Below are 25,159 nucleotides of genomic sequence, written 5' to 3'. Positions count from 1 at the left end.
CTAATAATTTAGCCATTGAACAATCGAGTTATCAAATTCAAAAAAAGCTCTGATTAGTCTGAAAAAGGAGTTGCTAAAAAGATAAATAGTTTCTAATTTTGTCGCCTCTTTAGCAAGAGAGGTGTTTTACCTATTTTAATTATTATACAATTGGATATTTTAAGTTACAAAACTCAATCGGCCAACAAATCGACCATCGAAAAGCAGTGGTATGTGGTTGATGCGGGCGACGCCCCGTTAGGCCGGGTGTGCAGCGAAGTGGCACGTATCTTACGTGGCAAACACAAAACCAGCTTCACACCTCACGTAGACTGCGGAGACAATGTTATTGTGATTAATGCGGACAACTTAATTCTGACCGGCAAAAAAATGGATCAGAAGCAGTACATCCGCCACACCGGTTACCCGGGAGGACAGCGATTTTCTACTCCTCGGCAGGAGATTCAGAAATCTTCTACTCGCGTAATTGAATCAGCAGTACGCGGCATGTTGCCTAAAAACCGCTTAGGTCGCAAGGTCTTTAAAAGCTTGTTCGTGTACGAAGGTAGCGAGCACCCGCACGAGGCTCAGCAGCCTGAGAAAATCAGCATCACTAAATAACATTGACTAACAAATTATGGATATAATTAACACCATCGGAAGACGCAAAACCTCAGTTGCCCGAATCTATATGAAACCTGGCAGCGGAGCAGTTACGGTCAATAAGAAAGATATTGCAGCGTACTTCCCTTCAGAAATATTGCAAACCATTGTAAAGCAACCGCTTACCCTGGTAGAAGAAGTTAGCAACTACGATGTTAGTGTCAATGTCGGTGGAGGTGGCCCCAAAGGGCAGGCCGAAGCTATTCGCCTGGCGGTTTCGCGGGCACTCGTTAAAGTAAACGAAGAGCACCGCAGCCCGCTGAAGAAAGAAGGTTTTCTTACCCGCGACCCGCGTATGGTGGAGCGGAAGAAATACGGACGTCGTAAAGCTCGTCGCGCCTTCCAGTTCAGTAAACGATAATTTCTTCACCATCTTTAACATCGACATTCATGGAAAATATAGAATATAAAGACTTATTGGATGCCGGAGTCCACTTCGGTCACCTTACCCGCAAGTGGAATCCGAAGATTGCTCCTTACGTATTTATGGAGCGCAATGGCATTCACATTATTGACCTGAATAAAACGCTAGCCTCGCTAGACGAAGCTTCTAACGCAGTGAAAAACATTGTGCGTTCTGGTCGGAAAATTATGTTTGTGGCTACCAAGAAGCAGGCGCAAGAAGTGGTTTCGGAAGAAGCCAAGCGACTGCGAATGCCCTACGTGACCCACCGCTGGCTGGGTGGTATGCTCACCAACTTTTCTACCATCCGCAAATCGCTACGTAAGCTTTCTTCTATTGACAAAATGATGAAAGAAGAAGCCTACCAAAACTTAGCGAAGCGGGAACGACTGATGCTTACCCGTGAGAAGGAGAAGCTAGAGCGCGTTCTGGGCGGAATTGCTGATTTATCCCGCCTACCGGCAGCATTGTTCGTGGTAGATATCAAGCGCGAGCATATTGCGATTAAAGAAGCACACAAGCTGAATATTCCGGTTATTGCGATGGTAGATACCAACTCGGATCCTACGCAAGTTGAGCACCCGATTCCGGCAAATGATGATGCATTTAAGTCAATCTCGCTGATTGTGAAGCACATTGGCAAATCTATTGAAGAAGGCTTGTTAGAGCGTAAGCAGCAGAAAGAAGAAGCCAAGCTGAAAGAAGAAGAAGCCAAGAAGCGCGAAGCCGACGAAAAGCCGGAGGAAGCTAAGAGCGAAGAATCTGCTTCCTAAGCAATAGTAAAACAACAAATTTATATACGTCCAGAACATTGATCGTTGTCGGCTCTTCGCGGGCGAGGCTGGTCAATGTTCTTTTCGTTTAAAAGTTGCGTGTTGCAGAATACACTGAAGTAGCATACTGCCTTACGACAACTTACTGTTAACTGGATCGTCAAGAGCTTTCCATTATTAATTTTCACTTATCACTTTTCAATTAAATTCTATATAACTATGGCAATTACTGCACAAGAAGTGAACAAACTTCGCCAAATGACCGGAGCCGGCATGATGGACTGCAAAAAGGCACTGGTAGAAGCCGACGGAGATTTTGATAAAGCAATTGAAATACTAAGAAAAAAAGGACAGAAAGTATCCGCCTCTCGCTCCGACCGAGAAACTAGCGAAGGCGTAGTATTTATAAAAACTAGCGACGACCAGACCGAAGCGGTGCTGGTATCATTAAACTGCGAGACTGACTTTGTGGCTAAAAACGAAGAGTTTTTAAGCATCGGAGATAGCATCGTCGATTTGGCTTTCCGCGAGAAACCCGCTTCAGCCGAAGAGTTGAAAGGACTCAAACTGGATGACTTGACCGTAGCGGAAAAGCTGACTGAGCTGGTAGGAAAGATTGGAGAGAAAATTGACATTGGTGCTTACGAAATAATGAGCGGAGAAATTGTTGTTCCCTACATCCACGCTAATAAAAAGCTAGGTGTGCTAGTTGCTCTGGAGAATACCGATGGCAAAGGTGAAGAAGCCGGGAAAGACGTAGCCATGCAAATTGCGGCCATGAGCCCGGTTGCCCTAGATGAGAGTGAAGTAGACCAAGCTACTATTGACCGTGAGTTGGAAATTGGTCGCGAACAAGCCAAAGCCGAAGGCAAGCCTGAGAATATTCTGGATAAAATCGCCCAGGGAAAATTGAAGAAGTTCTTTAAAGACAATACTTTGGTACACCAGGCATTTGTGAAAGATTCAAGTATGAATGTTTCTCAGTACCTGGATAGTGTGAATAAAGGCATGAAAGTGTCTAAATTTAAGCGCGTTTCAGTGAGTGCGTAAGCACTTTCTTCACTGCTTATTTTAGCTATTTACAGCCCAGCCTCACCCGGTTGGGCTTTTTGTTTCTTATTGGGAATAAAATAAGGATTCAGTCCGCTAGGTTGTCGGATAAATTTTTATATTTACTCTCCGAACTTCTCAAAAAATTGTTTCGGGAAACGCATACAACATGCTTCTCTGAATACTCACATTAAGTGCAACTGTCCTATGAAATTTGTTGTCTCTTCTTCTACTTTACTCAAGCAGCTTTCCGCTATCAATGGCGTAATTGCCTCTAACCCAGTCGTTCCTATTCTGGAGAATTTTTTATGTGAAATCCAGAACGGCTCCCTGAAAATAACGGCCTCCGATTTGCAAACCACCGTAATGACTGAATTGGCAGTAGATGCCCAGGAACGAGGGAGCATTGCCGTGCCAGCTAAAATTCTTATTGAAACCCTGCGAAACCTGCCTGAGCAACCGGTCACTTTTACCATCGATGAGTCTTCTTACAATATTGAAATCCATTCGGAAAATGGGCATTACCGCCTGTCAGGCGAAAATGCTACCGACTTCCCGAAAGTACCAGCTGTGGAAGATGGTAATACAGTAGACGTACCAGCCGATGTGCTGGCTCACGCCGTAAGCAATACGCTTTTTGCTACCAGTGCCGATGAGTTGCGTCCGGCCATGACCGGGGTTTTTATCAACTTAAACGGACAAGGCAGCACCTTTGTAGCTACCGACGGTCATCGACTAGTTCGCTACCGTCGCACCGATGTTTCGGGAGGTATAGACGGAAAATCATCGATTATTGTACCTCGCAAAGCACTAAATTTGCTGAAGAGCGTATTACCCTCAGAAAACACGGAGGTGAGTATGCGATACAATGCTTCTAATGCCTTTTTCCAATTCTCCGGAACCGGCGGAGCCAACATCCAGATGGTATGCCGCCTCATAGATGAGCGGTATCCCGACTACGAAAATGTGATTCCGCAAGATAACCAGAATGAGATGACGATTAACCGTCAGGATTTTCTGAGTTCTCTTAAGCGAATTGCTATCTACGCCAATAAGACTACCCATCAAGTTCGCCTAAAGCTAGACGGAAATAAGCTACACATTTCGGCAGAAGATTTAGATTTCTCTAATGAAGCCAATGAAACCCTAGCCTGCGATCATCCGGGCGAAGATTTAGAAATTGGGTTCAATGCTAAATTTCTGATTGAGATGCTCAATAACATTGACTCAGAAGAAGTAACTTTCAAGTTTTCCCAACCTAACCGAGCCGGACTAATTGTTCCTAGCGAGGGAGGCGAAAACGAAGAAGTACTCATGTTGGTAATGCCCGTTATGTTGAGTAACTATGTCTAAAATGTATTGATGCGTCCAGATGACCGTCGTGCGGTGTTCATGACTGCTCAAGATTACATAAACACACGAATACAACCTATGGCATCATCTACTGATCTGGGTAAGCCCGTTGGGGTCACCCTCGACCGTTTCATTAAACGGAAACAAGATTCCTTTCCTTACGCTACAGGCGAGCTTTCCCAGCTACTGCGCGACATTGGCTTGGCAGCTAAGATTCTGAACCGGGAAATCACCCGCTCTGGGCTGTTAGACTTAGAAGGAGCTTTCGGCACGCAAAATGTACAGGGGGAAGCCCAGCAAAAGCTTGATGTGGTAGCGAATATCCGTTTCAAGCGTGCCTTAACAAATGGCGGACAAGTTTGTGCCCTCATTAGCGAGGAAGAACAAGAAGTAATCACTATTAACCCTGATGCTAGTTACTTGGTAGCGATGGATCCGCTAGATGGTAGCAGTAATATTGATGTTAACGTGTCAATTGGCACCATCTTTTCCATCTATCGTCGTAAAAGTGAGAAAGGTAGTCAAGTAACCAAAGAAGATGTTTTGCAGCCCGGCAGTGCTCAAGTTGCAGCAGGCTATGTCTTATACGGTTCGTCTACTATTTTAGTATATACCACCGGACGGGGAGTGTATGGTTTTACCCACGGCCCTACCATTGGTGAGTTCTTCCTCTCCCACCCTAATATTCAATGCATTCCTGACGGTAAAATATACTCTATCAATGATGGCTACTGGGATCAAATGTCCGGAAAACTACATTCGTTTATAGAAAACTGCCGTAGTAAGAAACTAACATCGCGCTATATTGGCTCGCTGGTGGCCGATGTGCACCGCAACTTGCTAAAAGGTGGTATTTACATATATCCTCCGTTCCCTAAGTACCCCAACGGTAAGCTACGGTTAATGTACGAAGCCAATGCCCTCGCCATGATTGTAGAGCAATCGGGTGGTAAAGCCAGCGATGGAAAACAACGTATTCTGGATATTCAGCCCGAAGATTTTCACCAGCGTACTCCACTCTTTATTGGTTCGGCTAACTTAGTAGATAAATGTCTGGAGATGATCTCTTAGCCATTAGCTAATTCAGTTTGTAACCAGGTTGCAATATCATCATAGCAATAGCAGAGAAACGCTACTAACCCTATCTACCTGTATAAAAGCCAACGGAACAATCTGGTTCTTGCTGACAGTAACCCTAGTATTCCGAACCTTCCTCAATTACTCTGCCTCAAACGATTGACGTTAACTTTCATTCCACCCCATTTTAGTTAAGAATTGTTTCCTTGGCCACAGCTCCGATTCTAGCAATCGGAAGGCTGATTTACGGCTGGATACTTTTGAAGGTACTAACTCCAGCCAGTAATAAAATTAACACTACTGAGTACAACCAAAGCGATCATTGGGGTGTCTAGGAAGATGATATGTTATTGCTAGACACCTTCGGTTACAAGAGGCTTTTAAATAGCGCGTGTTTGGCTTTTTTTGCGAAGCATCCTCTTACGCTAATACCTCGATTTAGCAAAAACCAGCATCGTTGAGATGAAACCGTCTATGAAATGGTCAAAGCGTTTCCAGGCAAAAAAATTATCAACCAACCATATAATACTTATACCATGAATCAAGAGCATCCGAATATCGCTATCTTAAATAAATTCAACCCGGCAAATGTGGCCGAGGCGTCGGATATACTGGCCGAAGATGCGATCTGGCATTTTTTCAATCCACTACTACCTGATGTTCAGGGAGACTACATTGGTTTGAAGGGTTTTCAAGAATTCTTCGAAAGAATAGGTGGACGTACTGATGGCACCTTTAAAGTTAATCCGGTTTCTGCTACTGCTATTGGCGATGAACTTGTTGTTGTGCATAGTAAAAATACGATGGTAATGGAAGACCAACCGATAGAAATTGACGTGGTGGTTGTGTGGCGTATAGTTAACGGTAAAATTACCGAAGCATGGGATATTCCTTCCGTTTATACCGCGCAAATTAAAGAGGCAAAACACTAAACCATGACCATTACTTAGCGTTAAGTACCACCAGAGTAATCGTTGTAGTTTTTAGAACGAGAATAACTAACCACAAATCAATTCATCAATATGAACAGAAAGAAATTTCTGAAGATAGCCTCTATTCTAGGAGTTCACCTATCTGCTTTTCCTGCTTATAGTAAATACCAATCCAATTTCACCAAACGCAATTCTTCTAAGAAAGTCCTCATTATCGGAGCGGGGGCCGCTGGACTTTCAGCCGGACACTTATTGAAGCAGCGGGGTATTGATTTCCAGATTCTGGAAGCTAGCACCGGATACGGCGGAAGAATGAAGACACTTAATGATTTCGTTGACTACCCGATACTTTTAGGAGCTGAGTGGATTACCTCCAGTACGCTTCCCTTCAATCTAATAGCAGGTAATAATTCTGCTTCTGAGAAAATCCACACCGTTGGGTATACTCAAGATGATGAATACGGAGTGTGGAACGATGGCAAGTTGGTGAGAGGCGATTTAGGAACCCTGCTCTACCGAAAGTTTATCAATAGCTCTTGGCTGGATTTCTTCGAGGAGTTTATTCTCCCTTCCGTAGCCGACAAGATTAGCTGCCAAAGCGTGGTACATTCCATAGACTACTCTAGCAAAGAGATTATGGCGAATACGGCCGACGAAGCGTTTACTGCCGATCAGGTAATTGTGACTGTGCCGTTAAAAATACTTCAGGATAAGAAGATACAATTCAATCCGGCACTGCCAAGCAAGAAACTGAAAGTGATTGATAGTGCGGTAGTTTGGGATGGACTGAAAGTATTCATTGAGTTTCAGGAAAAGTTCTACCCAGCCTTTGTAGACTTAATGATCAACCCTGAAACTGATGGGCAGGTATCGTACTACGACGCATCATTCGGGCAAAACACCAAAAGCAATGTGCTCGGAATGTTCGCGGTAGGAAAACCCGCCAAAGAACGCGGAGAGCTGAATAACGACGAGTTGAAGAGTTACATCTTGACCGAATTAGACGAAATTTTTTCTAACCGGGCCACTCCGAACTATCTGCGACACGTTGTGCAAAACTGGTCGGAAGAGCCGTACATAGAAAGTGCGTATATCAGCGACTATTCTGAGGTAAAAACAGTGCGCCAACTACAAAAGCCGATAGATGACAAAATCTACTTTGCCGGTGATTGTTACACCTCCGGTAAGGACTGGGGCAATGTTCATAATGCCGTAGAATCAGCCCAGGATTGTGTGAATGACATAATTAGCTAGCATAATTAAATAATAATATGAAAAGACTTTTCGTATTATCTGCCTTTTTGATAACCAACCACTTACACGCTCAAAAATTTGAAAAAGAAGACCTTTATCGAACTTGGTGCTTAGACAAATATTCGGATGAAGAGGCGTACTATGAACCCTCTAAAAAGGAAGTAGGAGACTATATCAGCCTGAAAAAAGACATGACCTACGAGGTGAAATCAGAAGGAGAACTAGATTCAGGCACTTGGATGCTTAACACCAACGGCAATTACCTAGAACTAAAGAGCGAAGGAGCTGAAGCCGAAAAATTGTACCTATACTTCCTCTCGACTCAATCGATGGTCTTTACGTACGATGTAGACGAGTACCGAATCTGGGAAGCTCATTATGTATCGTGTAACTAAGTCGTTGAAGATGAAACTACTTTTTTTATTCTCGTTTATATTCCCCGTCTTTGCTTTCACTAATGTTTTCAGCCAGGAAGTTATTGCTCTACGCTCTGTGCCGTTTGATGTTCCTTCCAAAGGAGTATATATCGCCAACGTTTACGATGAGCGACCAAATAAACATCTGGGAACTCATAAAAACCTGGCGGGCGATAAAGTAAAGCTGCATCTGGACAAAGGGGCTGAGCAAGCCGTTAAGAATTTCTACGAAACCTCACTACCTCAGCAAGCGGGTCAGCGTCCGATCGTCATCAAGATCAAAGCACTCAATGTTCAAGAGTCTAAGAGAAGAATGAATAGCTTTATTGCCCGAGCGGCTAGGGCGCACGTAGAACTAGCGTTTCTGGAGCAACGTCAGGGCGAGTTAGTTGAAATATTTAGTATTCAACATAATGAAGATCAGGTTTTCGGACTGTACGATAAGATAGGCCTATATGCCACACACGAAAGAAGAATCAGAGCTGCCTTGGAGTATTGCATGCTAGCATTTCTAGATAACTACCAAGAAAGTGAGCCTGATACTTTAGCCACCCATTTCAATGTACCAAAAGGAGGCTACCGAGTAGATCCCCGACTAGGACAATGGTTTAACTTAGTGACTGTCAAAGGAATGCGTAGTACTTACTTTGAAGGATACGCCATAAGCTATACGGGTTTTGTCGATAGCAAAAAAGGATTTATAAGACCTTACGAGACCTCATTTGAAGTGACTTGGGCCCGACCAGGAGTTGCCGCTGATAATGGCTACCGAGATATGGAGTCATTTGTATTCAGACCAGAATTGTACTTTTTCTATAAAAGGATAATTCAAGGCGTTTATGTATCGCTGAGTGCTAACGTCCCTGTGGGTTACGAATTACTGGAGAACCTTGACGGAGGTAATTCTTTCAACTTCGTGATTGGGGTTGGAGCCAGTCAGGGGCTGCGAATTATTCCGTGGGAAAGACGAGGTATTGTGTTTGGGGCAGACTTCTTTCAGCAAATTGAGACGTCTAAAGTATACCGAAGAGATATAGGAGTAGAGCTAGTACTAGGTGTCAATTTTTAACCTTAACCTTCAAACTAAAACAACTTAGCATGTACCACCCAAGACTATACGGAGAGTTTCACGAAATGGGATTAAAGTACGGAAAGCTGCTCTACGATAAAGCTGGTTTTGTAATCCCGAAAATATCTAAAGAAAAAAAGGACTTCGGAATAGAATCCTACTATGAGCTGCAATCATTCTATCCCGAAGTAGTTGAAGAAATTAAAGGATTTGCCAAAGGAATTAACGATACACCTGAAAAACTAGGAGCCTTTCTCCTGAGCATCGGTATTTTTGATACTACTGGGCAATGTAGCGTACTCGCTTTCCGCAACGATGACACCACAATCGTCGGAAGAAATTACGATATGCTTTTTGATTTCAAAAAGTTTACCGAAAGCAGCCTCATCGCCCCCCAAGATAAATACGCCTACATCAGTCAATCAGATGTTTTCATCGGTCGCTCCGACGGAATAAATGAGAAGGGCCTTTCCGTAGCCATGTCGTTTGTCAACGGAACGAAAGTACAACCCGGCGTGGGATTCCACTTTGTGGTAAGAAAGGTATTGGAAAACTGTAGCACTACCGAACAGGCAATAGAAATTATCCAGCAGGCCAAGGTGTCGTCAGCCAATAACTTTCTACTTGCTGACCAATCGGGTGACATTGCCGTAGTAGAATCGGCACCGCAAAAGAAAGTAGTTAGGCGGCCAACGAAAGACGAACGTTTCATTTACATCACCAATCAGTTCATTACTCCCGACATGAAAGCCTTTGACCGAGGTGGCGTAGAATGGAGCAAAAGTGCGGAAAGATATAGTAGCCTGCAAGATCGTTTAGCAGCTACTCAAACAATGGATTTATCCCAAGCCAAAGAAATATTATCAGACAAATGCGTTTGCCTAGATCTGAAAAAGGAAAAGTTTGGCACAATTTGGTCGGTCGTTGCCAATCTGAACGAACTAAAGATTGAACGGGCAGAAAGCAAACCTAAGCCAACCAATTACAAACCCGAAACCCGACTTGACTGGTGGCTAGAAAAGAAAAATAAGTAGAAGTGGTATTTTCGGTCAGTGAGAAGTTTCAAAACAGCTTCTTAGCATGAATTTAATAGAACGAATACATCTTCTGCTAAAGAATAGTCTAGAGTGTCGGTTAAGACTCTCCACTCTTGTACGGAACAGTTAATACAATACCAATATTGGTTGATTAGTCCACTTTCTTAGAAAGATTCGCCCCCCTATTCCCTTCTCCACAGGAGGATTGTCCAGTGCCTGCCTACTAAAAGCACTATAGTGATTCAATATTAGTACAAATACTATTTTAGTAGATTCCAATTTTGGTGTTTTAGTGAAATTATTAATATTTTTTTTCTATTTTTATTATCCATCAGGCAGTTAATGTGAGTAATTTAGTGATTTAATTAATCGGTAAAATTATGGAAGTTAAAACCGCACGAACCGTATTGTTTCCCTGGACCTATGTTCAGGCTAGTCTTAAGTTTACTTTCAATGATAAAAGAAAGCGTGCCGCCTTTCTTTTGGTAGCTATGATTCCGGTAGTGGGTAACCTATGGAAGGTAATACCGGCGGATATTCCATTTCGACACTACGAATACCTGGATGTATTTATCTTTACATTTGCTACCCAGTTCATTTTTGTAATGATTGGAGTAGCCTGGTTTTTAATTGTAGGGCGAAAAGACTTAGGTCTTCAGCTTTTAGCTTTAACATTAGTAGCTTACGGGGTTTTTATGTCGTTTGGTACACTTCCCCTGACCGATACAACTCCACTTAGTTTTGAAATATTGGTGACTGCTATTATAACCATGCTGCTGGCCGCTTTCCTTTTTTATATACAAAACTACGTAAGGCCCGGATACGATTATAAAGCTGAGTGCGAAGACATTATTCACGATCTGCACCACAGTCGTTTCTTAGGCTCTATCTGCCGGATTGAAGGGCTAATACAAATCTCAGATATGAAAGAACCGTATAGAGATCATGCTCTTCAAGAGCTAGAAGACTTAAAACGATCAGTAGAACATGTTGCAAGAAAATACGAAGAGCTTCAGTAAACTCGCGCTAACTGCTCGCAAATTTAGCAAAGACACTACATGGCTAGTAATGTAACTCAAAAATTCAACTATTGCACATTTACTCATTTTGTCTTTTATAGGTATTAAGCCATATTTATTAAATACTATACATTATATTTATTTCCTAACAAAGTGACATTTTTACTACACAATTAGCTGTTCAAATAGCAAATAGTCATTTTTAATATTGGGGTAAGTTCTATTAGTTTTGAAGCAACAAAAACAAATAAACTACCTTATGAAAAAGATGAAATCCATCGCTATGATCGCTTGTATTGTTGTACTGCCCCTGTTTCAAGTAGCCTGTGAATCCGACGATATTGAACCTCAAGCTATTCCCCCCAAAAGCCGTTTAAAAACTCCTCCTAGATAATCTACTCCAATATAAAACAGTGAGATTGGTACGTATACTCACCACAGTGGATACGTATCAATCTCATTGAAATAAATCAGCTAAGTAGGTTAACTTACCGTTCTAGCTAAGCTTTTGCTGCCGTACCAATGTTTCTGATAACTGTATATCGCGTAGGTTTTTGAGCGGGCGTATCTTTAGAAAATAAGTACTAGGCCAAAATTAATGATAACAAATGCGTCATCGCAGGGCGACCCTCGCGGGGCGACCCTCGCGGGGCGACCCTCGCGGGGCGACCCTCGCGGGGCGACCCTCGCGGGGCGACCCTCGCGGGGCGACCCTCGCGGGGCGACCCTCGCGGGGCGCGAAGCAAGGGTTGCCCGCAACGAAGCGCTCGGTGCTCGACGATCTCATGCTGCGGGAGACCGACGGGTGTCGGCCACTTCGCAGAGCCTCGCCCACCGCGTGGCGCGGTGACGGTAAAAGTTATACTTTAATTTGACTGGGTAAGCACTAAGACAAAAATACATTATACGTTCCCCCTTTGGAAAAGGGGGCTAGGGGATTTTCAGCATTTATGTTTCCCCTCTATCTAAATGGTTATTATCAATTTAATTCTGTCCTACTGCTTACTTAGTGATATACAAAAGTATAAGCAATCGTATTTTACAGTTTGAAAGATCGCTTAAATGCTGAAGGCGTTTGACCCGTTTTTGACTTAAACAATTTACTGAATGACTGGGAATACTCAAAGCCCAACTCGTAAGCGACTTCGCTAATAGATAATTCGCTGATTGATAATTTTTCTTTTGCTTTTTCAATCAGCTTGTCGTGAATATGTTGCTGAGTGCTTTTTCCAGTTAACACATTAAGTAAACCACTTAAGTAGTTGGGTGATACATGCAACGAATTAGCTATATCCACAACTGAGGGTAAGCCCCTGTCAATTAAGTTTTTATCGTTGAAATAGTCAGCCAGTAGTTGCTCTAACCGGACTAGAATTTGATGGTGCTCCTTTTCCCGCGTGATAAATTGCCGATGATAAAACCGATCGGCATAATTCAGTAGCAATTCAACCTGAGAAATAATTACGGGTTTACTGAATTTATCGATATTGTAATGGCATTCTCTCTCAATGCTTCGCAAAACACTAATTACAATTTCCTCCTCTTTCTCTGATAAAGTTAGTGCTTCGTGTACTGAGTACCCAAAATACTCGTATTGCTTGATTTTCTTGAGTAAGGAAGTATTCCAAAAAAAGTCAGGATGAATCAGTAGCATCCATCCCGAATGGGTCAAATTCTTTTTCGCCCGAAGAGAATAAACTTGATTGGGGGCGATAAAAATCATCCTCCCCCCATCAAAATCATATTCATGCTGTCCGTAATGCAGCGTGGCGTTCACATTTTTTTTCAATGCCACCGAATAGAAATCCTGTATGATATGATCCGGTTCATCGTCCCTCAGTTGAGAAATATCTCCAATAGGAAAAACACTAATTAAAGGATGAGCGGGCCCGGATAATCCTCTAAACTTATGATATTGACTAATGGTTTTTAATCGGTAGGGCTGCATGCTATTTTCTATTTCTGATGATAAACTGCGGCGAACTCTTGAGCAAAATCTTTCATTTTAACCTGACCAAGTGTTTCAGGCTTATGCAAGTTATAATCTTCATATAATAATCCGCTGCGGATGGCCGCATACATTTCCACCATTTTCTCCGCTATTGCGGGTTGCATCCCCACGCTTTTTAAACTCTCATACAGTTGGTTATCGGTAATCGTAACCCATTTTAGATCGGGTTTTCCAATGGCTGAACCTAAAGTAGCGGCCACTTCTTGGTAGGTCAACTCTTCACTAGCTACGTACCGTACTTTGCGTCCTGAGAATGGGTTGCTAATTTCCTCCACAACAGCAGCGGCAATATCCTCAGTAGATACCCACACGTTCACGCCATTTTTATTTAAGTTACTGCCCATAATTCCCTGGTTTTTAATCAAGTCAATAAACTGAAATAGGTTATAGTAAATTTCGGTGGGGCGTATGTGCGTGACTGCCACATCCTCCGGTAGGCTGTTTAGGCTATTTTCTACGTAGTAGGTACCTTCCAAAATACCGTTACCTTTCTCTAGGTGCGCCCCAATACTGCTTAGATTAATAACTCGTTTCACTCCCGATTTCTGAACAGCTTCGTCAAAGCTATTTCCGAGTTCTTTAAAATACTCAAACAGGTTCAAGCTTTGGTCGAAGTAATTGGCGGGGGGTGCCATTGCGTAGATAACGTCGGCACCGGTGAAAGTAGAAGCTAAAAAGTCAGTATCTTGTAGGGCACCAATAGCCGGAATGGCTCCTAATGCTTCAATCTCCTTACTTCTGGCCGAATTACTACTAATAACCGTAACCGTATGGCCTTCACTCATTAACTTTTGTACCAATGGTTTTCCAATACGTCCTAGTGAACCTGTCAGTGTGATTTTCATTTTTCGCTGTTTTTAATTTCTGAATTGTTTTATAAAACTCAGTGAAAACAGCGAAACGTATGTGCCAAAATGTATGTTAGTTGTGTTCAAATATCAGGCTTTTACCTGATATAGGCCGCACTTAGCGCTACCTTAACACCAAGGCTAACCATCATACCGAGCCTTATGGGCGCTTTCTTTTCAATTTACAATTTTCTTTAGTTGGTGCGACAAGTGATCACGTTCGTTTTCCTGCCCAGTCGGGGCTAGCTGATGTTAGCAGGCGTATTCATCCCTTTTCAGGATAATGTCTATAATCATTTTCAATTTGATCAATACACTCTTTGATCGTCTTTACAGCAAGTTCTTTGTCTATGCTAACAGCATATAGTTTACCTATTCTCTCTTCAGGACAGGGGTTTCGCCAGCCCTTCCATATCAATTTTAATTCATCATTTTCTTCAATCATTGTAATCAACCATGCATCGGTTGTTTCGTCAATTGATATATGACAGGCTGCCCATATGGAATTATCCAAAATTGGTAAATGATTAAACGTGGGATCAAATTCATCCTCAAGTTGATTGGCTTTCCAAATGAGCTCAAAAACTTCTTCATCTGAACGGTTTTTAAATTCATCGTTTTTCATTAAGTCCTATTTTTCGGTTCTAAATGATTTTATGTGGTATTACACTGGGGTTTGATAGCTCCGAAGACAAATAAGATCATTTTTTTGAAGTTATCAGTGTAGCGAAAGCCCTTCGCTACCCGCTTGATAGTCTGAATTTTGGAATTGATACCCTCCAAAATACCGTTGGTCAGTTGCGAGCGGATATGTTCCACAATACCGGTAAAGTGTTTACGGATAGACTTAGAAAAGCTGTTTTTTCCGAATACGTCTTCGGCCAGATCAGCCACAAAGCATAGCTGCGCTCGGGCAGTATCAAAGTGGCACTGTTGATAGAAGTCTGTCAAGTGTTCTTGCAGTGTATCCCTCCGGTGAACTAGACGGCGACGGTGATCGGCTCAGTTTTTTGGTCAGCTTGCCGGGGTTTCCATCGGTGGGGTAGCAAGTCTTCTATTTCATTGATGGGATGATCGGGTAGTCGTTCCAGGATGTCTTTCAGATAGCTGTAAGGTTCAATGCCGTGCAGTTTACAGCTGCCCAACAGGCTGTAGAAGACAGCAATACGTTGGGCGGCCGCGTGGCTCCCGGCGAACAGGTAGTTTTTTCTGCCCAGGGCAATAGGTCGGATGGTATTTTCAATCAGGTTATTATCGATCTCCAGCCGCCCGTCAGTGGTATACAACGATAAAGTTTTGATACGGCGCAGTGAGTAAGCAACGGCTTTACCGATCAGACTTTTAGGCAATACATTGGCCGCTTGTTCGAGCAACCAAGCATGTAGCTCTTCCAGAATGGGCACCGCCTGTTCTTGCCGCAACACGTAGCGTTGTTCATCTGAGAGATCCTCTTGTCGGCCGTGACGTTCCACTGCATAGAGCTTCTGTATTTCGGACAGGGCATAGGTGGCCCGTTCGGCATCGCTGTCCAGGGCTTTTTCAAAGTAACGGCGGGCGTGCGCCATACAATGCAGTAGGGTAATGTCATTGCGCTGGGCGTTGAGCCATTCGTAGGCTTCGTAGCCATCGGCTTGTAAGTAACCGGAAAAGGCTTTCAGACATTCTTTGGGTCCCTCTCTGCCTCGTCCGGACTGGTAGTCGAAGAACACCAGTCTAATCTCCGGACTATGGTAGGCCCACCGGGGTGCCGGCCACTGATAGCCTCGGTGAGTCTTGCCTTTTTTCTTTTTATCCAGCACCGGTATTGGACTTTCATCAGCTTGCAAGTATGCCTGACCGAGTACACATTTGCGCAAAGCCGCGTAGAGGGGGTTGATTAGTTCACAAGCGCTACTCAACCAACCGCCCAATGTGCTTTCTGAGAGGCTGATACCCAATCGTTGGTAGCACTGTACTTGCCGGTAGACGGGCAAATGATCGCAGAACTTATCCATGAGAATCTGAGCCAGTAGTCCGGCTCCAGGGATGCCTCCGTCATGGAATGATTATCAATGGGCCGGTTGGGCAAAGCAGCTACATAAAAGTCTTCTTCGGCACTCACGTAGCGCGGTCGGACGTAACGGCGCACAAACAACTTAGCCGGTTCATAATCCAGTTCTTCGCTCACCTGCTCACCAATCTTCTTCATCGCTGAGGTATCCTCTTCGGGTTCCAGCACTACCTCTATACGCGGCAAGTGAGCCGGTAGCAGTTTGCGTGAAGGGGCAATGGATGCGGCAGGTTTGGCTATCGTTCGTTGATACGTTTGCTTTTCAACACCGTCCTTCGCTACGACCTCTTCATTAGAGAGCAAGCTAAGTTGCCCCGGCGTAGCGGTTCCTACGAAACGTTCCCTTTTGCTGCGGGGCCGCCTAGGCCATAGACCAGCCGCTTCAGTTCAGCCAGTTCTTGTCGCAACAGTTTGTTCTGTTCACGCAAAGCTTGATTCTCAGTTTGTAGGGCGGCATAATCCATAGCAGCAAACATAAGTAGGTGCATGGTAAATGCAAACACTCAGGCCGATAGTTTGTAGCGTTTTCGTCGCTGCTTCACCTCTACGTCCAGCCCTTCCAATAACGCCCACAGTTCAGCCGAAGACAGCTCTACGGCAGACTGCTTACCGTTAGGTAAACGAAACGTACCCGCCTCTAGGCGTTTGTAGTATAATACGAAGCCCGAAGACTCCCATACCAGTAACTTTAAACGGTCTTTCCGGCGCCCCACAAACACGTAGGCATCCCCCGACAGTACATCCGCACCCATCTGTTGAGATACGATGCCCGATAGCCCATCAAACCCTTTGCGCATGTCCACGCTGTGCGAATACAAGAATATTCGCTTGGCTAAGCTCATCAACATCTACAGCAAAGCTTTCAGATACCCCACCGGTACTACTTGTGCAAAACGCAACACCGCCCCCGAAGGTAAACTCACTTCCAGGGCTGCCGGACCGGATACATCCATACGGACGGGAACAAAACCAACGGACTCATCGCTCTCATCAACGTGGTGATCGCGGTAACGCCGTAGCCAGTAGGCCAACACCGAAACAGAAATATTATGCGCAGCGCAGAACGCTTTTTGCGTTTGTCCACTGCTCTGCCAAGCTTCCACTACAGGAAACATCTTTTGCTCAGTACGAAAATGTGCCATAACCTTTTTTCTTCAAAGATAATGGCGCACTCGGCTGTTTATCAAGTCCGTTTCACCGTAGGGATACCTTGCAGTAGCATCACGTAAGCACATTTGGCAGGGTGTCGGTCGGCAAGTTTGTCCAAGTGCTTGCTTAGTAGTTTGAACACATGCCATTTGTCGTAGGTCACCTTAGCCCAGGGGAAGTAGCTCTGCACCCCCTTAGCAAAGGCTGGGGACATGTCAGAGGAGATGTTTTGTACTACCTCCGGGTTGGGATGATTTTGGAAGAACCGCTCAATGGTATCAGCCCCTTTACCATCTTCTAGGGCTAAAATCTGATGAGTATCCAAGTCTACAAACGCAGTGATATAATCATGGCCCTTGCGCGTAGATGTTTCGTCAATACCTACCTGCGGGCAGACTGACACGCTATGAGATTGGTAAGCAGCTTCGGTAGAGTGATGATAGATATTGGCAATGCGTTGCGGATATACCCCTAACTGCTCGGCTACTTTAGTAACATTGTGATATAGCTGCAACAAATCCATCACATAGCGTTCGTAGAGTAGCGTAAAGCGGGACTGCTCCCGACTGAAACTTACCTGCAAAGCACGAGTTTTGCCGGTTTGCGTATCTTGATAGACCGGCAGGCGGCAGTGAATGAAGCAACGGTACTGAAACAAGGGCAGGTGTTCCCATTTCCGATCATAATACTGATGCACTACTTGACCAGTGGGTGGCTGGTGCGTAGCATCTACTTCCAGATGGATATGCACCTCTTGCAATGTTTCGTCTTTTTCTACTCGTTGAACCTGTAGAGGATCAGCCAAAGGCAGTAGTTCTTCTAATATCTCGCTAAGTTGCATACGGCTTTTTCCGCAAAGATAAACCATCCACATAAAATCATTTAGAACCTATTTTTCTTTCATTTACTCTATGCCTGCTCACGGTTTAGCTAAATGGTGTGGCTGTCTCACAGGGCGGACATGAAATTTAGCTGTTGTTACCCTCGTTTTTTATCCTCCTAATTTCCTCTTGGCTCAATCTAGTAATGCTAGCTATCATTTCAAGTGACAATCCTGCATTTAATGAATTCCGAACCACCACCTTTCTCTCTTTCTCTATTCCCTTTTCTATCCCTTCCTCAAACGCAGTATCTAGCGAGTTTTTCAAATCTCTATACGACTTCAAACTATCTTCATAAGCCTTCGCTTCCTCTTTGCTGAACTTGGCTATCTCAGCCACTTCAAACAAGCGCTCAAAAACCCCCTCACGTAATTCGTTCGGTATTCTGTCTAATTCGTTCAGGTTACGAATAACGTACATCCATTTGTCAAATCGTGATTCCAGTAGTTCTACAGATTTATTGAACTTAGGCATTTCTAAGTAAATGAAGGTCAGTTTATCGTAGAATATCTTGCAAGTATCAATGTCCGTTAGTTTCACATCATATCTGAACTTATTCGGTTCATCCTTATCAGCATCAAACACGAAATCTAGGATAGCAACCGTATATACTGCTTTCAATTCAAATGTCCAGTCCGAGCCTCGCTGAGCCTGTTCTCGGATCGGAAACGTTGAATAATATATAGTCCTATCCTTGAAGAATTTCTGTTTGGTCTTCTGTAATTCTACAATGAATTTCTCACCTCGTTCGTTCTGACAATACAGATCAAAAACCGCCTTCCGGTCTTCTTCGCTAGTACCTAGTTTGTCAGACTTCAGGTAGGTCAGTGCGGTGATTCTACCTTGCTCGTGCTTGAGCAGTTCATTGAGAAAGTCCAGTAATAAATCTTTGTTTGGCTCTTCGCCAAACAGTCGCTTGAAGCCGTAATCAGTGAAAGGGTTGATATATTTCTCTCTTCGCTCTTCCATAGCTATCTTTTTGGGTTAAAGATACGAATTTACTAATTCAGCGAAGCCATACCTATGAAAGGGTTTTCAATGAGGGGAAACTCCAGGCACTGGCGAGGCTTTTAGCCGAAGCATAGCGCTTATGTATTGTTGCGCCTCGTTTTCACTTCATTATAACATTTTTATTCTTCTCAAAGACGAATTTTCCTTCAATCGGGTCCTTCAATTTCATCTCTACAGCCAGATTGAGATTACTCCTGGTAACTTGGGTTTGAATTTGACCTATGCCTTCTTTGTTTATCTTGATAAATTCCCCATTAACTTTGATATAGTCGATTGACCTTCCCACATTACTGCTTCCAAATACCATTCTTACTTCCCCAGTAATTACTTCGCCTATGTCATAAGCGTCTTTATCTGTTTCAATCATAATCATCGGTTCATCTAACCTAAAAGTTAGTAATTCAAATTCAAGTAGTGATTCTTCCACTAATCGCTGTTTCAGTTTATTGAATTCTAAGGTTAGCGATGATTCCACTAATGCACTGCTTTCGGCTTCGCTAAGCTTTTGAATCAACTCTGCTTGTTCCTCAAGTTTGTTAGATGTCCTCTTCATTGTTTTCATTACCATATCGTAATCAAATGAACTAGGACTACTTGAGTCAATATAGTCTAACGCTGCTCTTAATTTTTGACCAAGATCTACATAGGGTGAAGGATTATTATAGAATTTGATCAAAAAATCTACCTCTTCCAAACCTCTCTGAATATCGCTTGCTAAATTCTCAGCTTCAATTGTATTAACCTCGATTAAGGTTCCATTTTCTGAATGTTTACAACCAGAGATTATTAGTCCAAAAATTACCAAATAATATTTCACTACTTCCTGTTTAATTTAATGAGGCACAACGCCAAGTGCTAGCCCTCGGCCGGCTTGCTGGCTGTTTTACTTTCTTTCATCAACTTCCGTGCTTGGTGCAACTGACGTTCTAGTTTATTTTCGCTAGGCTGAGGGCTGCACGATGTTCTATGCTGTTTTCACTTTCTTTTCAATCGAATCTGTAGTTCGTGTCCGTCTCCAATGGCTGAAATCATGAAGTCATCTGGATTTCCTTTGGTATCAAGTTCATAATCTTTTAAATCCTTGATTTCTTCAACTTCTTTTGTCTGATAGTTGAAAAAGCAAAGAGGCAATGAGGTTACTTCTTCCTTGATTGGATCATGGTTGACTTTTTGAACGAAGATACCGTCGGTTCTTTCTAATCTGAAATCCGTAAAGTAACCTTGGAAGAAATCTATTTCAGGATCAGACCTATATTCAATCAAGGGTTGAATATCGAAGTAGCCGTGTAAATAATCTGTTAGATCATCCGCGTTAATCCATCTGAATTTTAATATCCAATGATTATCAGAAACGATCGTTTGCCATTCATTGGCAATAGTAACTGCTTTTCTTGAGGGTAAGAGATTGATAATCATTGCACCAATCCAAAAAATTAAAATCAGGGGAAGTGACAGGATACCTATCAAAATCAATAGTCCTCCTCCGAATAGGTTTTCTATTTTTGAACTCTTCTGGGGAAGTGGAATTTCTTTTATCTCTATTCTCAATCCTTTCATTCATTTCAATGGCATAGAACAACTATACATACGTACTATTGCGTTTATTTGTCATATATCTTTAGCCTTCTTTGTCTTAGTCCGGAGGGTTTCAGGGCGTTTTGAATACAATTCACTGGTTTCAAATGCCAATTGGGGTCAACTATGCAATATCTATTCAATCATTTCTATAATATGGACTGCTAAATGGGTAAGATACGTACTTAGTTGGCAAATACGAAAATTGTTCGCGCGTTTATCCGTCGCTTAAACGTTTAATCGATGGTTGGTGAGGCGGTGAGCCTGGCAGCTTATTTAAAATATGCATTTTTCCACTTCAGAACGATTGCTTGCCAGTAAGTAGTTGCCAATTTGCCAAAAATACATTGCTACTTCTACTACAGCTCTAGCTAGCTAGAAAATAACGGTGGTATTGGGCAGTAGTTCCTTGATTCGCTGCTGTTCTTCTTTTGGAATAGTATTATTACCTAGCTCAAGCACTTCCAGTTTATTGAGTAGCTGTATTTCTGAAGGAAGTGCGGACAAATTACAGCACATCAACGCTAGTATTCTTAAATTTTTAAGCTGGCTAAGTTGATGGCAGAGAAGCTCCAGGTCTAGCTGCGGATTATCATTTAAGCTAAGCCCGGTAAGCTGTTGCAGCAAGGTAACCTCTTCCGGCAGAGCATTTAGCTGGAATGCTTTCATTTCTAACATGTTTAGCGAAGGCAGCCGACTCAAAACCGGAAACGCTTGTGATAGGTTTAGTGCTGGGTCATTTCCCAAATCTAGAATTACTAAACCGCGCAAACGAGTAATTTCTTCCGGCAGATTAGTCAGATTACTTTCTCGGAGTTCAAGGTGATGCAAAAATTTGGCGTGACCTAAAACACTAAAGGCTTGCGACATATCTAAAGTAGGGTTCTTAGATAAATCCATTTGCCGCAGTGCGGGCAACCGACTAACTACTTCCGGTAACTCCTTGAACGCATTATTTCGTAGGTTCAAGCCCTTTAACTGCGGCAGTTGCTCCATAGTATCGGGCAGGCTGCGAAGCTGATTATCAGCCAGATTTAATTGGCGAAGCTTCGCTAGTTGTTCAATTCCTGAGGGCAACTCGGCTAGTTCGTGTCCAGCCAATTCCAATACTTCAATTTGCGGGAGAAACTTAATCTTTTCGGAAAAGTCAGTGAGATCTTGATTCTTTATGTCTAACCAATCCACTTGATCCGGGTTGCTCAAAGCATCGCTCCAGGTAGTGTACCGATGCGGTTGCCAGCTTAAATCTGCTTTGGGTAGATCGCCATCGCCAAACACTAGATCCACTAACCATTTCTGCCGCTCACCTAGCTCTTTGGCGGCCTGCTTTTCTTCCACTTTACTTTCCTTCTGCTGAACAGATTCACGCACAATTTGGCCTATTTTATCTTGGGCAAAGTAGCGGGCAATTTGATTAAGCCCTTTTGCCTGCGGAACGGTTTGCCGATACATTTCTGGAACCGGAACGCCCGCCTTCTCCAATACTTCATCTGTAACGAGTACGGGCGCGTTGAATCGCACGGCCAAAGCAATGGCATCGCTCGGACGAGCATCTATTTTTAGCTCTTCTTTTCCATGCTTCACCGTAAGATCAGCAATAAATACGCCATTGGTAATTTGATGAATACAAACATTCACTAGTGTAACTTGAGCAGCCTCAATAATAGAAGCCGTTAAATCATGCGTGAATGGACGACCCTGCTTAAAACCTTCTAGTCCGAGAAATATGGCATCTGCCTCAAAAATTCCGATAACGATGGGCAAAAAGTATTCTCCTTCTTCCGTCTGAAGCAATAGGGTCGCCCCCCCGCTTTTTTTCACGTAAAGGTCAGCAATAGTCATTTTTTTCATAGCTGCTGGCTTTATTGATTGTTGATAATAGTAGAATAAATCCTTTTGGGTGGCGAGCTTTTGCTTAAGTAACTGTCGCCCCCGGTGCAGTCTAACCTTTACGGTAGAAAGAGTAAGCTTTTGTTGTAATGCAATCTCCGCTTGGCTCAAACCATCGTAGTAGTAGGCCAGAATCACAGCCCGATAATGCTCATCTAACGATTGTACCGAAGAGCGTATTAGCTCGCTGATCTGATGGGGCCTTTCTTCTGAATACTGAGATGTTGTTAGAACACTGTCTAATGAGAAGAATAACCGACTTTTTTCCTTCGTGTAATTGAGGCTTATGTTGCGGACAATTCCGAGCAGCCAATATTTGAATCGGGCAGGAGAATGAAGTTTATGCAGACTACGGTACGCCTGCAATAGTGAGATTTGAACTACATCTTGCGATAGCACTTCATCCTTTAAAATTGCTTTTGCTTTCTGAAAGCAGTCGTTATAGTAAAGTTCGGCTAGCTGATTAAATGCCCGCTTGTCTCCTTGCGTTGCCTGATCTACGTACTCTCGTTCTAATGATGAATTCACTGGCTCAGTTTAAATCCCAGGTGCGTTTATTACCCTAGTAGGTATCGGGGGGTAAAAGGTTACAGAGAACTGATCTTTTTATGAAAAAGCTAGCGAAAAGCTGTTGAGGGCACCATCATTGCCCTATGTTGCTTTTGCAGCTAATTATTAATGTAGAGTTAACGAGTTTGAGTACCGAAGTTTCAGCTAAATTGATAGATTTATTAATCTGAACTTGAATCTCTACCAAACAAGAAAACAATAGATCAGTGACCTACACTAACTATCACAGCCACTGCTATTTTTGCGATGGCAAAGATACTCCGGAAGTTTATCTTCAGCGGGCAATTCAGCTAGGAATGCCCGCTTACGGTATTTCTTCTCATGCTCCGTTGCCCTACGAGCTTTCGTGGCCAATGAAAGAGGCTGACCGAGAAAGCTACGTACGGGAAATAGAGCGGCTAAAAGAAAAGTACACAAATCAGATTGAAGTGTACCGGGGATTGGAAGTAGACTTTATTCCCGGGGTGGTGGGGCCAAGCTGGGTAAAAGATACGTTCTCCCTAGATTATACGATAGGCTCGGTGCATTTTGTAGACTTTTTTACCAATGGCTTCCCCTGGGAGATTGATGGTAGGCATCAGGTATTTCTGCAAGGCCTGCAAGAAATTTTCGCCAACAATATTGAAGCTGCCATTTGTCGGTATTATGCTCTCGTTCGGCAAATGGTGCGAGAAGACCCACCCGATATTGTTGGTCACCTGGACAAAATCAAAATACAAAGCGAAGGGAGTAAACTTTTCAACGAACGCGCTACTTGGTACGAAGCCGAGGTAGAAAAAACATTAGACAGCATTGCCGAGGTTGGACTGATTATGGAAGTGAATACCCGTGGCATATACAAACAACTTACCCCTGAACCCTATCCCAGCTACTGGATTTTAGAACGAATGCGCGAACGTAATATTCCGATTATGCTTAATTCAGACGCTCACCACCCGAGGGAAATCAGTAGTCATTTTGCCGAAGTAACCGCGCGATTGAGCGCCATAGGCTACGAGCAAGTGCGTGTACTTTACCAAGGAGTATGGCAAGATGTAGCGCGCTTTAAAATATGAATCTAACAATCGAGAAAACCCTTTACTACACTACGCTATTTATCTCATATATAGAAAAAATACTATCTTGCTACATTAACATATATAACCTAACAATGATGAAACGGCGTAACTTCCTAAAAACTACTGCGGCTGCTAGTGTAAGTATCCCCTTTTTAAGTTCGGCTGCATTGACTATTAACAATCCTTACGTAGCCCAGATGGGTGTACAATTGTATACCGTTCGCGATCAGATGGAGAATGATCCGGTAGCCACTCTAAAAGCAATTAAAGAAGCCGGTTACGCCCAGATTGAGGGAGGAGATGTTCGTGCTTATCAGGAGCTTACTCCCATAATGCAAGACCTAGGCCTTACTTCCAGTAGCACCTTCTTCCCCTGGTCATTTATTACCGGACGGTGGGATTTAGTAGAACAAGAAAAGCCTAAAAATTACTCGTTTGAAAAGATGGTAGATGATGCAGTAAAGTACAACTTTAAGTACTTAGTATTTGGCTACATGGTAGAAGGAGAGCGAGAAACGCTGGATGATTATCGGAAAGTAGCCGAGCAATTAAATAGGGCGGGTGAGCTTTGCCAGAAGGCAGGCATTGACCTTTGCTACCACAACCACGCTTTTGAATTTGAGCCAATGGAAGGACAAGTACCTTTCCGAATTCTGATGGAAGAGTTTGAACCGAGTACCGTATTCTTTGAACTGGATGTATTCTGGGCTAGTTTGGCCGGACATGATCCCATTGGACTAATGAAGGAAATGCCGAAACGCATTAAATTGCTTCATCTGAAAGACAAAAAGCCAAATACCCCCACCATGTTTGACCATAACCAAGTGCCCCACGATACTTTTCAGGAATTGGGCGATGGGGTGGTAGAGATTACCAAGATTATGCAACTGGCCAAGGAGATTGGTGTAGAACAATGTTTTGTAGAACAAGACCAATCGCCTAACCCTGTGGCCAGCATCAACCAGAGCATGAGCTATTTGCGTAGTAATCTGTAGTGAACTGAGTATCAGGCGAAGTTGGCAATGAATAATGTAACCTTCTCATTACCTTGTTCATTATAATGCTCTAATTTTGTTTTAAAATTCTTTACA

The 25,159-nt window shown here is 43.2% G+C and carries 27 protein-coding genes; 14 read left to right on the top strand and 13 right to left on the bottom strand.

Going from position 1 to position 25,159, the window contains the following annotated elements:
* The first annotated feature begins 150 nt into the window (after positions 1 to 150).
* The 12 genes from rplM to P0M28_RS21875 all read left to right on the top strand — a co-directional run bounded on the left by rplM (position 151) and on the right by P0M28_RS21875 (position 11,025).
* Complete coding sequence (gene rplM, locus P0M28_RS21930; protein ID WP_302205120.1) at positions 151 to 600, top strand: 50S ribosomal protein L13; 450 nt, start codon at positions 151 to 153, stop codon at positions 598 to 600.
* 16 nt (positions 601 to 616) lie between these two features.
* Positions 617 to 1,003, top strand: coding sequence for a 30S ribosomal protein S9 (rpsI, locus tag P0M28_RS21925; protein ID WP_302205119.1), 387 nt, complete (start codon positions 617 to 619; stop codon positions 1,001 to 1,003).
* 29 nt (positions 1,004 to 1,032) lie between these two features.
* A complete protein-coding gene (rpsB, locus tag P0M28_RS21920; protein WP_302205118.1) occupies positions 1,033 to 1,818 on the top strand; it encodes a 30S ribosomal protein S2 in 786 nt (261 codons plus the stop codon).
* 219 nt (positions 1,819 to 2,037) lie between these two features.
* Complete coding sequence (gene tsf, locus P0M28_RS21915) at positions 2,038 to 2,868, top strand: translation elongation factor Ts (RefSeq protein ID WP_302205117.1); 831 nt, start codon at positions 2,038 to 2,040, stop codon at positions 2,866 to 2,868.
* Positions 2,869 to 3,075: 207 nt separating this feature from the next.
* Positions 3,076 to 4,221 carry a DNA polymerase III subunit beta gene (dnaN, locus tag P0M28_RS21910; RefSeq protein WP_302205115.1) on the top strand — a complete coding sequence of 382 codons (1,146 nt, stop codon included), beginning with the start codon at positions 3,076 to 3,078 and terminating at the stop codon, positions 4,219 to 4,221.
* A 78-nt stretch (positions 4,222 to 4,299) separates the two neighbouring features.
* Positions 4,300 to 5,292 (top strand): class 1 fructose-bisphosphatase, encoded by a 993-nt coding sequence (gene fbp, locus P0M28_RS21905; RefSeq protein ID WP_302205113.1) that lies wholly within the window; start codon positions 4,300 to 4,302, stop codon positions 5,290 to 5,292.
* A gap of 485 nt (positions 5,293 to 5,777) precedes the next feature.
* The gene (locus P0M28_RS21900; RefSeq protein WP_302205112.1) at positions 5,778 to 6,230 is read left to right on the top strand and encodes a nuclear transport factor 2 family protein; all 453 of its coding nucleotides are present in this window, start codon (positions 5,778 to 5,780) and stop codon (positions 6,228 to 6,230) included.
* A gap of 90 nt (positions 6,231 to 6,320) precedes the next feature.
* On the top strand, positions 6,321 to 7,484 hold the full coding sequence (locus tag P0M28_RS21895) for a flavin monoamine oxidase family protein (RefSeq protein WP_302205110.1): 1,164 nt from the start codon (positions 6,321 to 6,323) through the stop codon (positions 7,482 to 7,484).
* A 17-nt stretch (positions 7,485 to 7,501) separates the two neighbouring features.
* Positions 7,502 to 7,879 (top strand): hypothetical protein, encoded by a 378-nt coding sequence (locus P0M28_RS21890; RefSeq protein WP_302205108.1) that lies wholly within the window; start codon positions 7,502 to 7,504, stop codon positions 7,877 to 7,879.
* Between the two features lie 10 nt (positions 7,880 to 7,889).
* Positions 7,890 to 8,969, top strand: coding sequence for a hypothetical protein (locus tag P0M28_RS21885; RefSeq protein ID WP_302205107.1), 1,080 nt, complete (start codon positions 7,890 to 7,892; stop codon positions 8,967 to 8,969).
* A gap of 29 nt (positions 8,970 to 8,998) precedes the next feature.
* Complete coding sequence (locus P0M28_RS21880) at positions 8,999 to 10,003, top strand: C45 family autoproteolytic acyltransferase/hydrolase (RefSeq protein WP_302205106.1); 1,005 nt, start codon at positions 8,999 to 9,001, stop codon at positions 10,001 to 10,003.
* A gap of 383 nt (positions 10,004 to 10,386) precedes the next feature.
* Positions 10,387 to 11,025: a hypothetical protein gene (locus P0M28_RS21875; protein ID WP_302205105.1), complete on the top strand. Its 639-nt coding sequence runs from the start codon at positions 10,387 to 10,389 to the stop codon at positions 11,023 to 11,025.
* Between the two features lie 1,039 nt (positions 11,026 to 12,064).
* Here the strand turns inward: P0M28_RS21875 and P0M28_RS21870 are convergent.
* The 13 genes from P0M28_RS21870 to P0M28_RS21810 form a co-directional block, all read right to left on the bottom strand.
* A complete protein-coding gene (locus tag P0M28_RS21870) occupies positions 12,065 to 12,973 on the bottom strand; it encodes a helix-turn-helix domain-containing protein (RefSeq protein WP_302205104.1) in 909 nt (302 codons plus the stop codon).
* A gap of 8 nt (positions 12,974 to 12,981) precedes the next feature.
* Complete coding sequence (locus tag P0M28_RS21865) at positions 12,982 to 13,881, bottom strand: NmrA family NAD(P)-binding protein (RefSeq protein WP_302205102.1); 900 nt, start codon at positions 13,879 to 13,881, stop codon at positions 12,982 to 12,984.
* Positions 13,882 to 14,149: 268 nt separating this feature from the next.
* On the bottom strand, positions 14,150 to 14,509 hold the full coding sequence (locus tag P0M28_RS21860; protein WP_302205101.1) for a hypothetical protein: 360 nt from the start codon (positions 14,507 to 14,509) through the stop codon (positions 14,150 to 14,152).
* A 29-nt stretch (positions 14,510 to 14,538) separates the two neighbouring features.
* A complete protein-coding gene (locus tag P0M28_RS21855) occupies positions 14,539 to 14,835 on the bottom strand; it encodes a transposase (protein ID WP_302205100.1) in 297 nt (98 codons plus the stop codon).
* 29 nt (positions 14,836 to 14,864) lie between these two features.
* Complete coding sequence (tnpC, locus tag P0M28_RS21850) at positions 14,865 to 15,878, bottom strand: IS66 family transposase (RefSeq protein ID WP_302205099.1); 1,014 nt, start codon at positions 15,876 to 15,878, stop codon at positions 14,865 to 14,867.
* Complete coding sequence (locus P0M28_RS21845; protein ID WP_302205098.1) at positions 15,779 to 16,237, bottom strand: IS66 family transposase zinc-finger binding domain-containing protein; 459 nt, start codon at positions 16,235 to 16,237, stop codon at positions 15,779 to 15,781. The genes tnpC and P0M28_RS21845 overlap by 100 nt, the downstream gene beginning before the upstream one ends.
* Before the next feature lie 200 nt (positions 16,238 to 16,437).
* Complete coding sequence (tnpB, locus tag P0M28_RS21840) at positions 16,438 to 16,782, bottom strand: IS66 family insertion sequence element accessory protein TnpB (protein ID WP_302205097.1); 345 nt, start codon at positions 16,780 to 16,782, stop codon at positions 16,438 to 16,440.
* Positions 16,783 to 17,076, bottom strand: a complete 294-nt coding sequence (tnpA, locus tag P0M28_RS21835) for an IS66 family insertion sequence element accessory protein TnpA (RefSeq protein WP_302205096.1) — start codon at positions 17,074 to 17,076, stop codon at positions 16,783 to 16,785.
* Positions 17,077 to 17,117: 41 nt separating this feature from the next.
* On the bottom strand, positions 17,118 to 17,951 hold the full coding sequence (locus P0M28_RS21830; RefSeq protein WP_302205095.1) for a transposase: 834 nt from the start codon (positions 17,949 to 17,951) through the stop codon (positions 17,118 to 17,120).
* A 100-nt stretch (positions 17,952 to 18,051) separates the two neighbouring features.
* A complete protein-coding gene (locus P0M28_RS21825; protein ID WP_302205094.1) occupies positions 18,052 to 18,933 on the bottom strand; it encodes an Rpn family recombination-promoting nuclease/putative transposase in 882 nt (293 codons plus the stop codon).
* Positions 18,934 to 19,075: 142 nt separating this feature from the next.
* Entirely contained in the window at positions 19,076 to 19,792 is a 717-nt protein-coding gene (locus P0M28_RS21820) for a hypothetical protein (protein WP_302205093.1), read from the bottom strand.
* Between the two features lie 158 nt (positions 19,793 to 19,950).
* A complete protein-coding gene (locus P0M28_RS21815; protein ID WP_302205092.1) occupies positions 19,951 to 20,532 on the bottom strand; it encodes a hypothetical protein in 582 nt (193 codons plus the stop codon).
* A 393-nt stretch (positions 20,533 to 20,925) separates the two neighbouring features.
* Complete coding sequence (locus P0M28_RS21810) at positions 20,926 to 22,968, bottom strand: bifunctional nuclease domain-containing protein (RefSeq protein ID WP_302205091.1); 2,043 nt, start codon at positions 22,966 to 22,968, stop codon at positions 20,926 to 20,928.
* 248 nt (positions 22,969 to 23,216) lie between these two features.
* Between P0M28_RS21810 and P0M28_RS21805 the strand changes: the two genes are divergently transcribed.
* The gene (locus P0M28_RS21805) at positions 23,217 to 24,065 is read left to right on the top strand and encodes a histidinol-phosphatase (protein ID WP_302205090.1); all 849 of its coding nucleotides are present in this window, start codon (positions 23,217 to 23,219) and stop codon (positions 24,063 to 24,065) included.
* Complete coding sequence (locus P0M28_RS21800; protein ID WP_302205088.1) at positions 24,062 to 25,063, top strand: sugar phosphate isomerase/epimerase family protein; 1,002 nt, start codon at positions 24,062 to 24,064, stop codon at positions 25,061 to 25,063. Before P0M28_RS21805 ends, P0M28_RS21800 begins: the two co-directional genes overlap by 4 nt.
* Positions 25,064 to 25,159: the final 96 nt, after the last annotated feature.

It is taken from the genome of Tunicatimonas pelagia (genome assembly GCF_030506325.1).
Taxonomy (GTDB): Bacteria; Bacteroidota; Bacteroidia; order Cytophagales; family Cyclobacteriaceae; genus Tunicatimonas; species Tunicatimonas pelagia.
This window is presented reverse-complemented; position numbering and strand designations above follow the sequence as displayed.

Bases quoted from the DNA above. Each gene is read 5' to 3' on its own strand.
- tnpA (WP_302205096.1), bottom strand. From the start codon at position 17,076: ATGGCACATTTTCGTACTGAGCAAAAGATGTTTCCTGTAGTGGAAGCT.
- fbp (WP_302205113.1), top strand. From the start codon at position 4,300: ATGGCATCATCTACTGATCTGGGTAAGCCCGTTGGGGTCACCCTCGAC.
- P0M28_RS21860 (WP_302205101.1), bottom strand. From the start codon at position 14,509: ATGAAAAACGATGAATTTAAAAACCGTTCAGATGAAGAAGTTTTTGAG.
- P0M28_RS21890 (WP_302205108.1), top strand. From the start codon at position 7,502: ATGAAAAGACTTTTCGTATTATCTGCCTTTTTGATAACCAACCACTTA.
- P0M28_RS21900 (WP_302205112.1), top strand. From the start codon at position 5,778: ATGGTCAAAGCGTTTCCAGGCAAAAAAATTATCAACCAACCATATAAT.
- P0M28_RS21865 (WP_302205102.1), bottom strand. From the start codon at position 13,881: ATGAAAATCACACTGACAGGTTCACTAGGACGTATTGGAAAACCATTG.
- P0M28_RS21825 (WP_302205094.1), bottom strand. From the start codon at position 18,933: ATGGAAGAGCGAAGAGAGAAATATATCAACCCTTTCACTGATTACGGC.
- P0M28_RS21815 (WP_302205092.1), bottom strand. From the start codon at position 20,532: ATGAAAGGATTGAGAATAGAGATAAAAGAAATTCCACTTCCCCAGAAG.
- P0M28_RS21885 (WP_302205107.1), top strand. From the start codon at position 7,890: ATGAAACTACTTTTTTTATTCTCGTTTATATTCCCCGTCTTTGCTTTC.
- tsf (WP_302205117.1), top strand. From the start codon at position 2,038: ATGGCAATTACTGCACAAGAAGTGAACAAACTTCGCCAAATGACCGGA.
- P0M28_RS21875 (WP_302205105.1), top strand. From the start codon at position 10,387: ATGGAAGTTAAAACCGCACGAACCGTATTGTTTCCCTGGACCTATGTT.
- P0M28_RS21830 (WP_302205095.1), bottom strand. From the start codon at position 17,951: ATGGTTTATCTTTGCGGAAAAAGCCGTATGCAACTTAGCGAGATATTA.
- rpsI (WP_302205119.1), top strand. From the start codon at position 617: ATGGATATAATTAACACCATCGGAAGACGCAAAACCTCAGTTGCCCGA.
- P0M28_RS21870 (WP_302205104.1), bottom strand. From the start codon at position 12,973: ATGCAGCCCTACCGATTAAAAACCATTAGTCAATATCATAAGTTTAGA.
- P0M28_RS21800 (WP_302205088.1), top strand. From the start codon at position 24,062: ATGAATCTAACAATCGAGAAAACCCTTTACTACACTACGCTATTTATC.
- dnaN (WP_302205115.1), top strand. From the start codon at position 3,076: ATGAAATTTGTTGTCTCTTCTTCTACTTTACTCAAGCAGCTTTCCGCT.
- tnpC (WP_302205099.1), bottom strand. From the start codon at position 15,878: ATGGATAAGTTCTGCGATCATTTGCCCGTCTACCGGCAAGTACAGTGC.
- P0M28_RS21880 (WP_302205106.1), top strand. From the start codon at position 8,999: ATGTACCACCCAAGACTATACGGAGAGTTTCACGAAATGGGATTAAAG.
- tnpB (WP_302205097.1), bottom strand. From the start codon at position 16,782: ATGTTGATGAGCTTAGCCAAGCGAATATTCTTGTATTCGCACAGCGTG.
- P0M28_RS21895 (WP_302205110.1), top strand. From the start codon at position 6,321: ATGAACAGAAAGAAATTTCTGAAGATAGCCTCTATTCTAGGAGTTCAC.
- rpsB (WP_302205118.1), top strand. From the start codon at position 1,033: ATGGAAAATATAGAATATAAAGACTTATTGGATGCCGGAGTCCACTTC.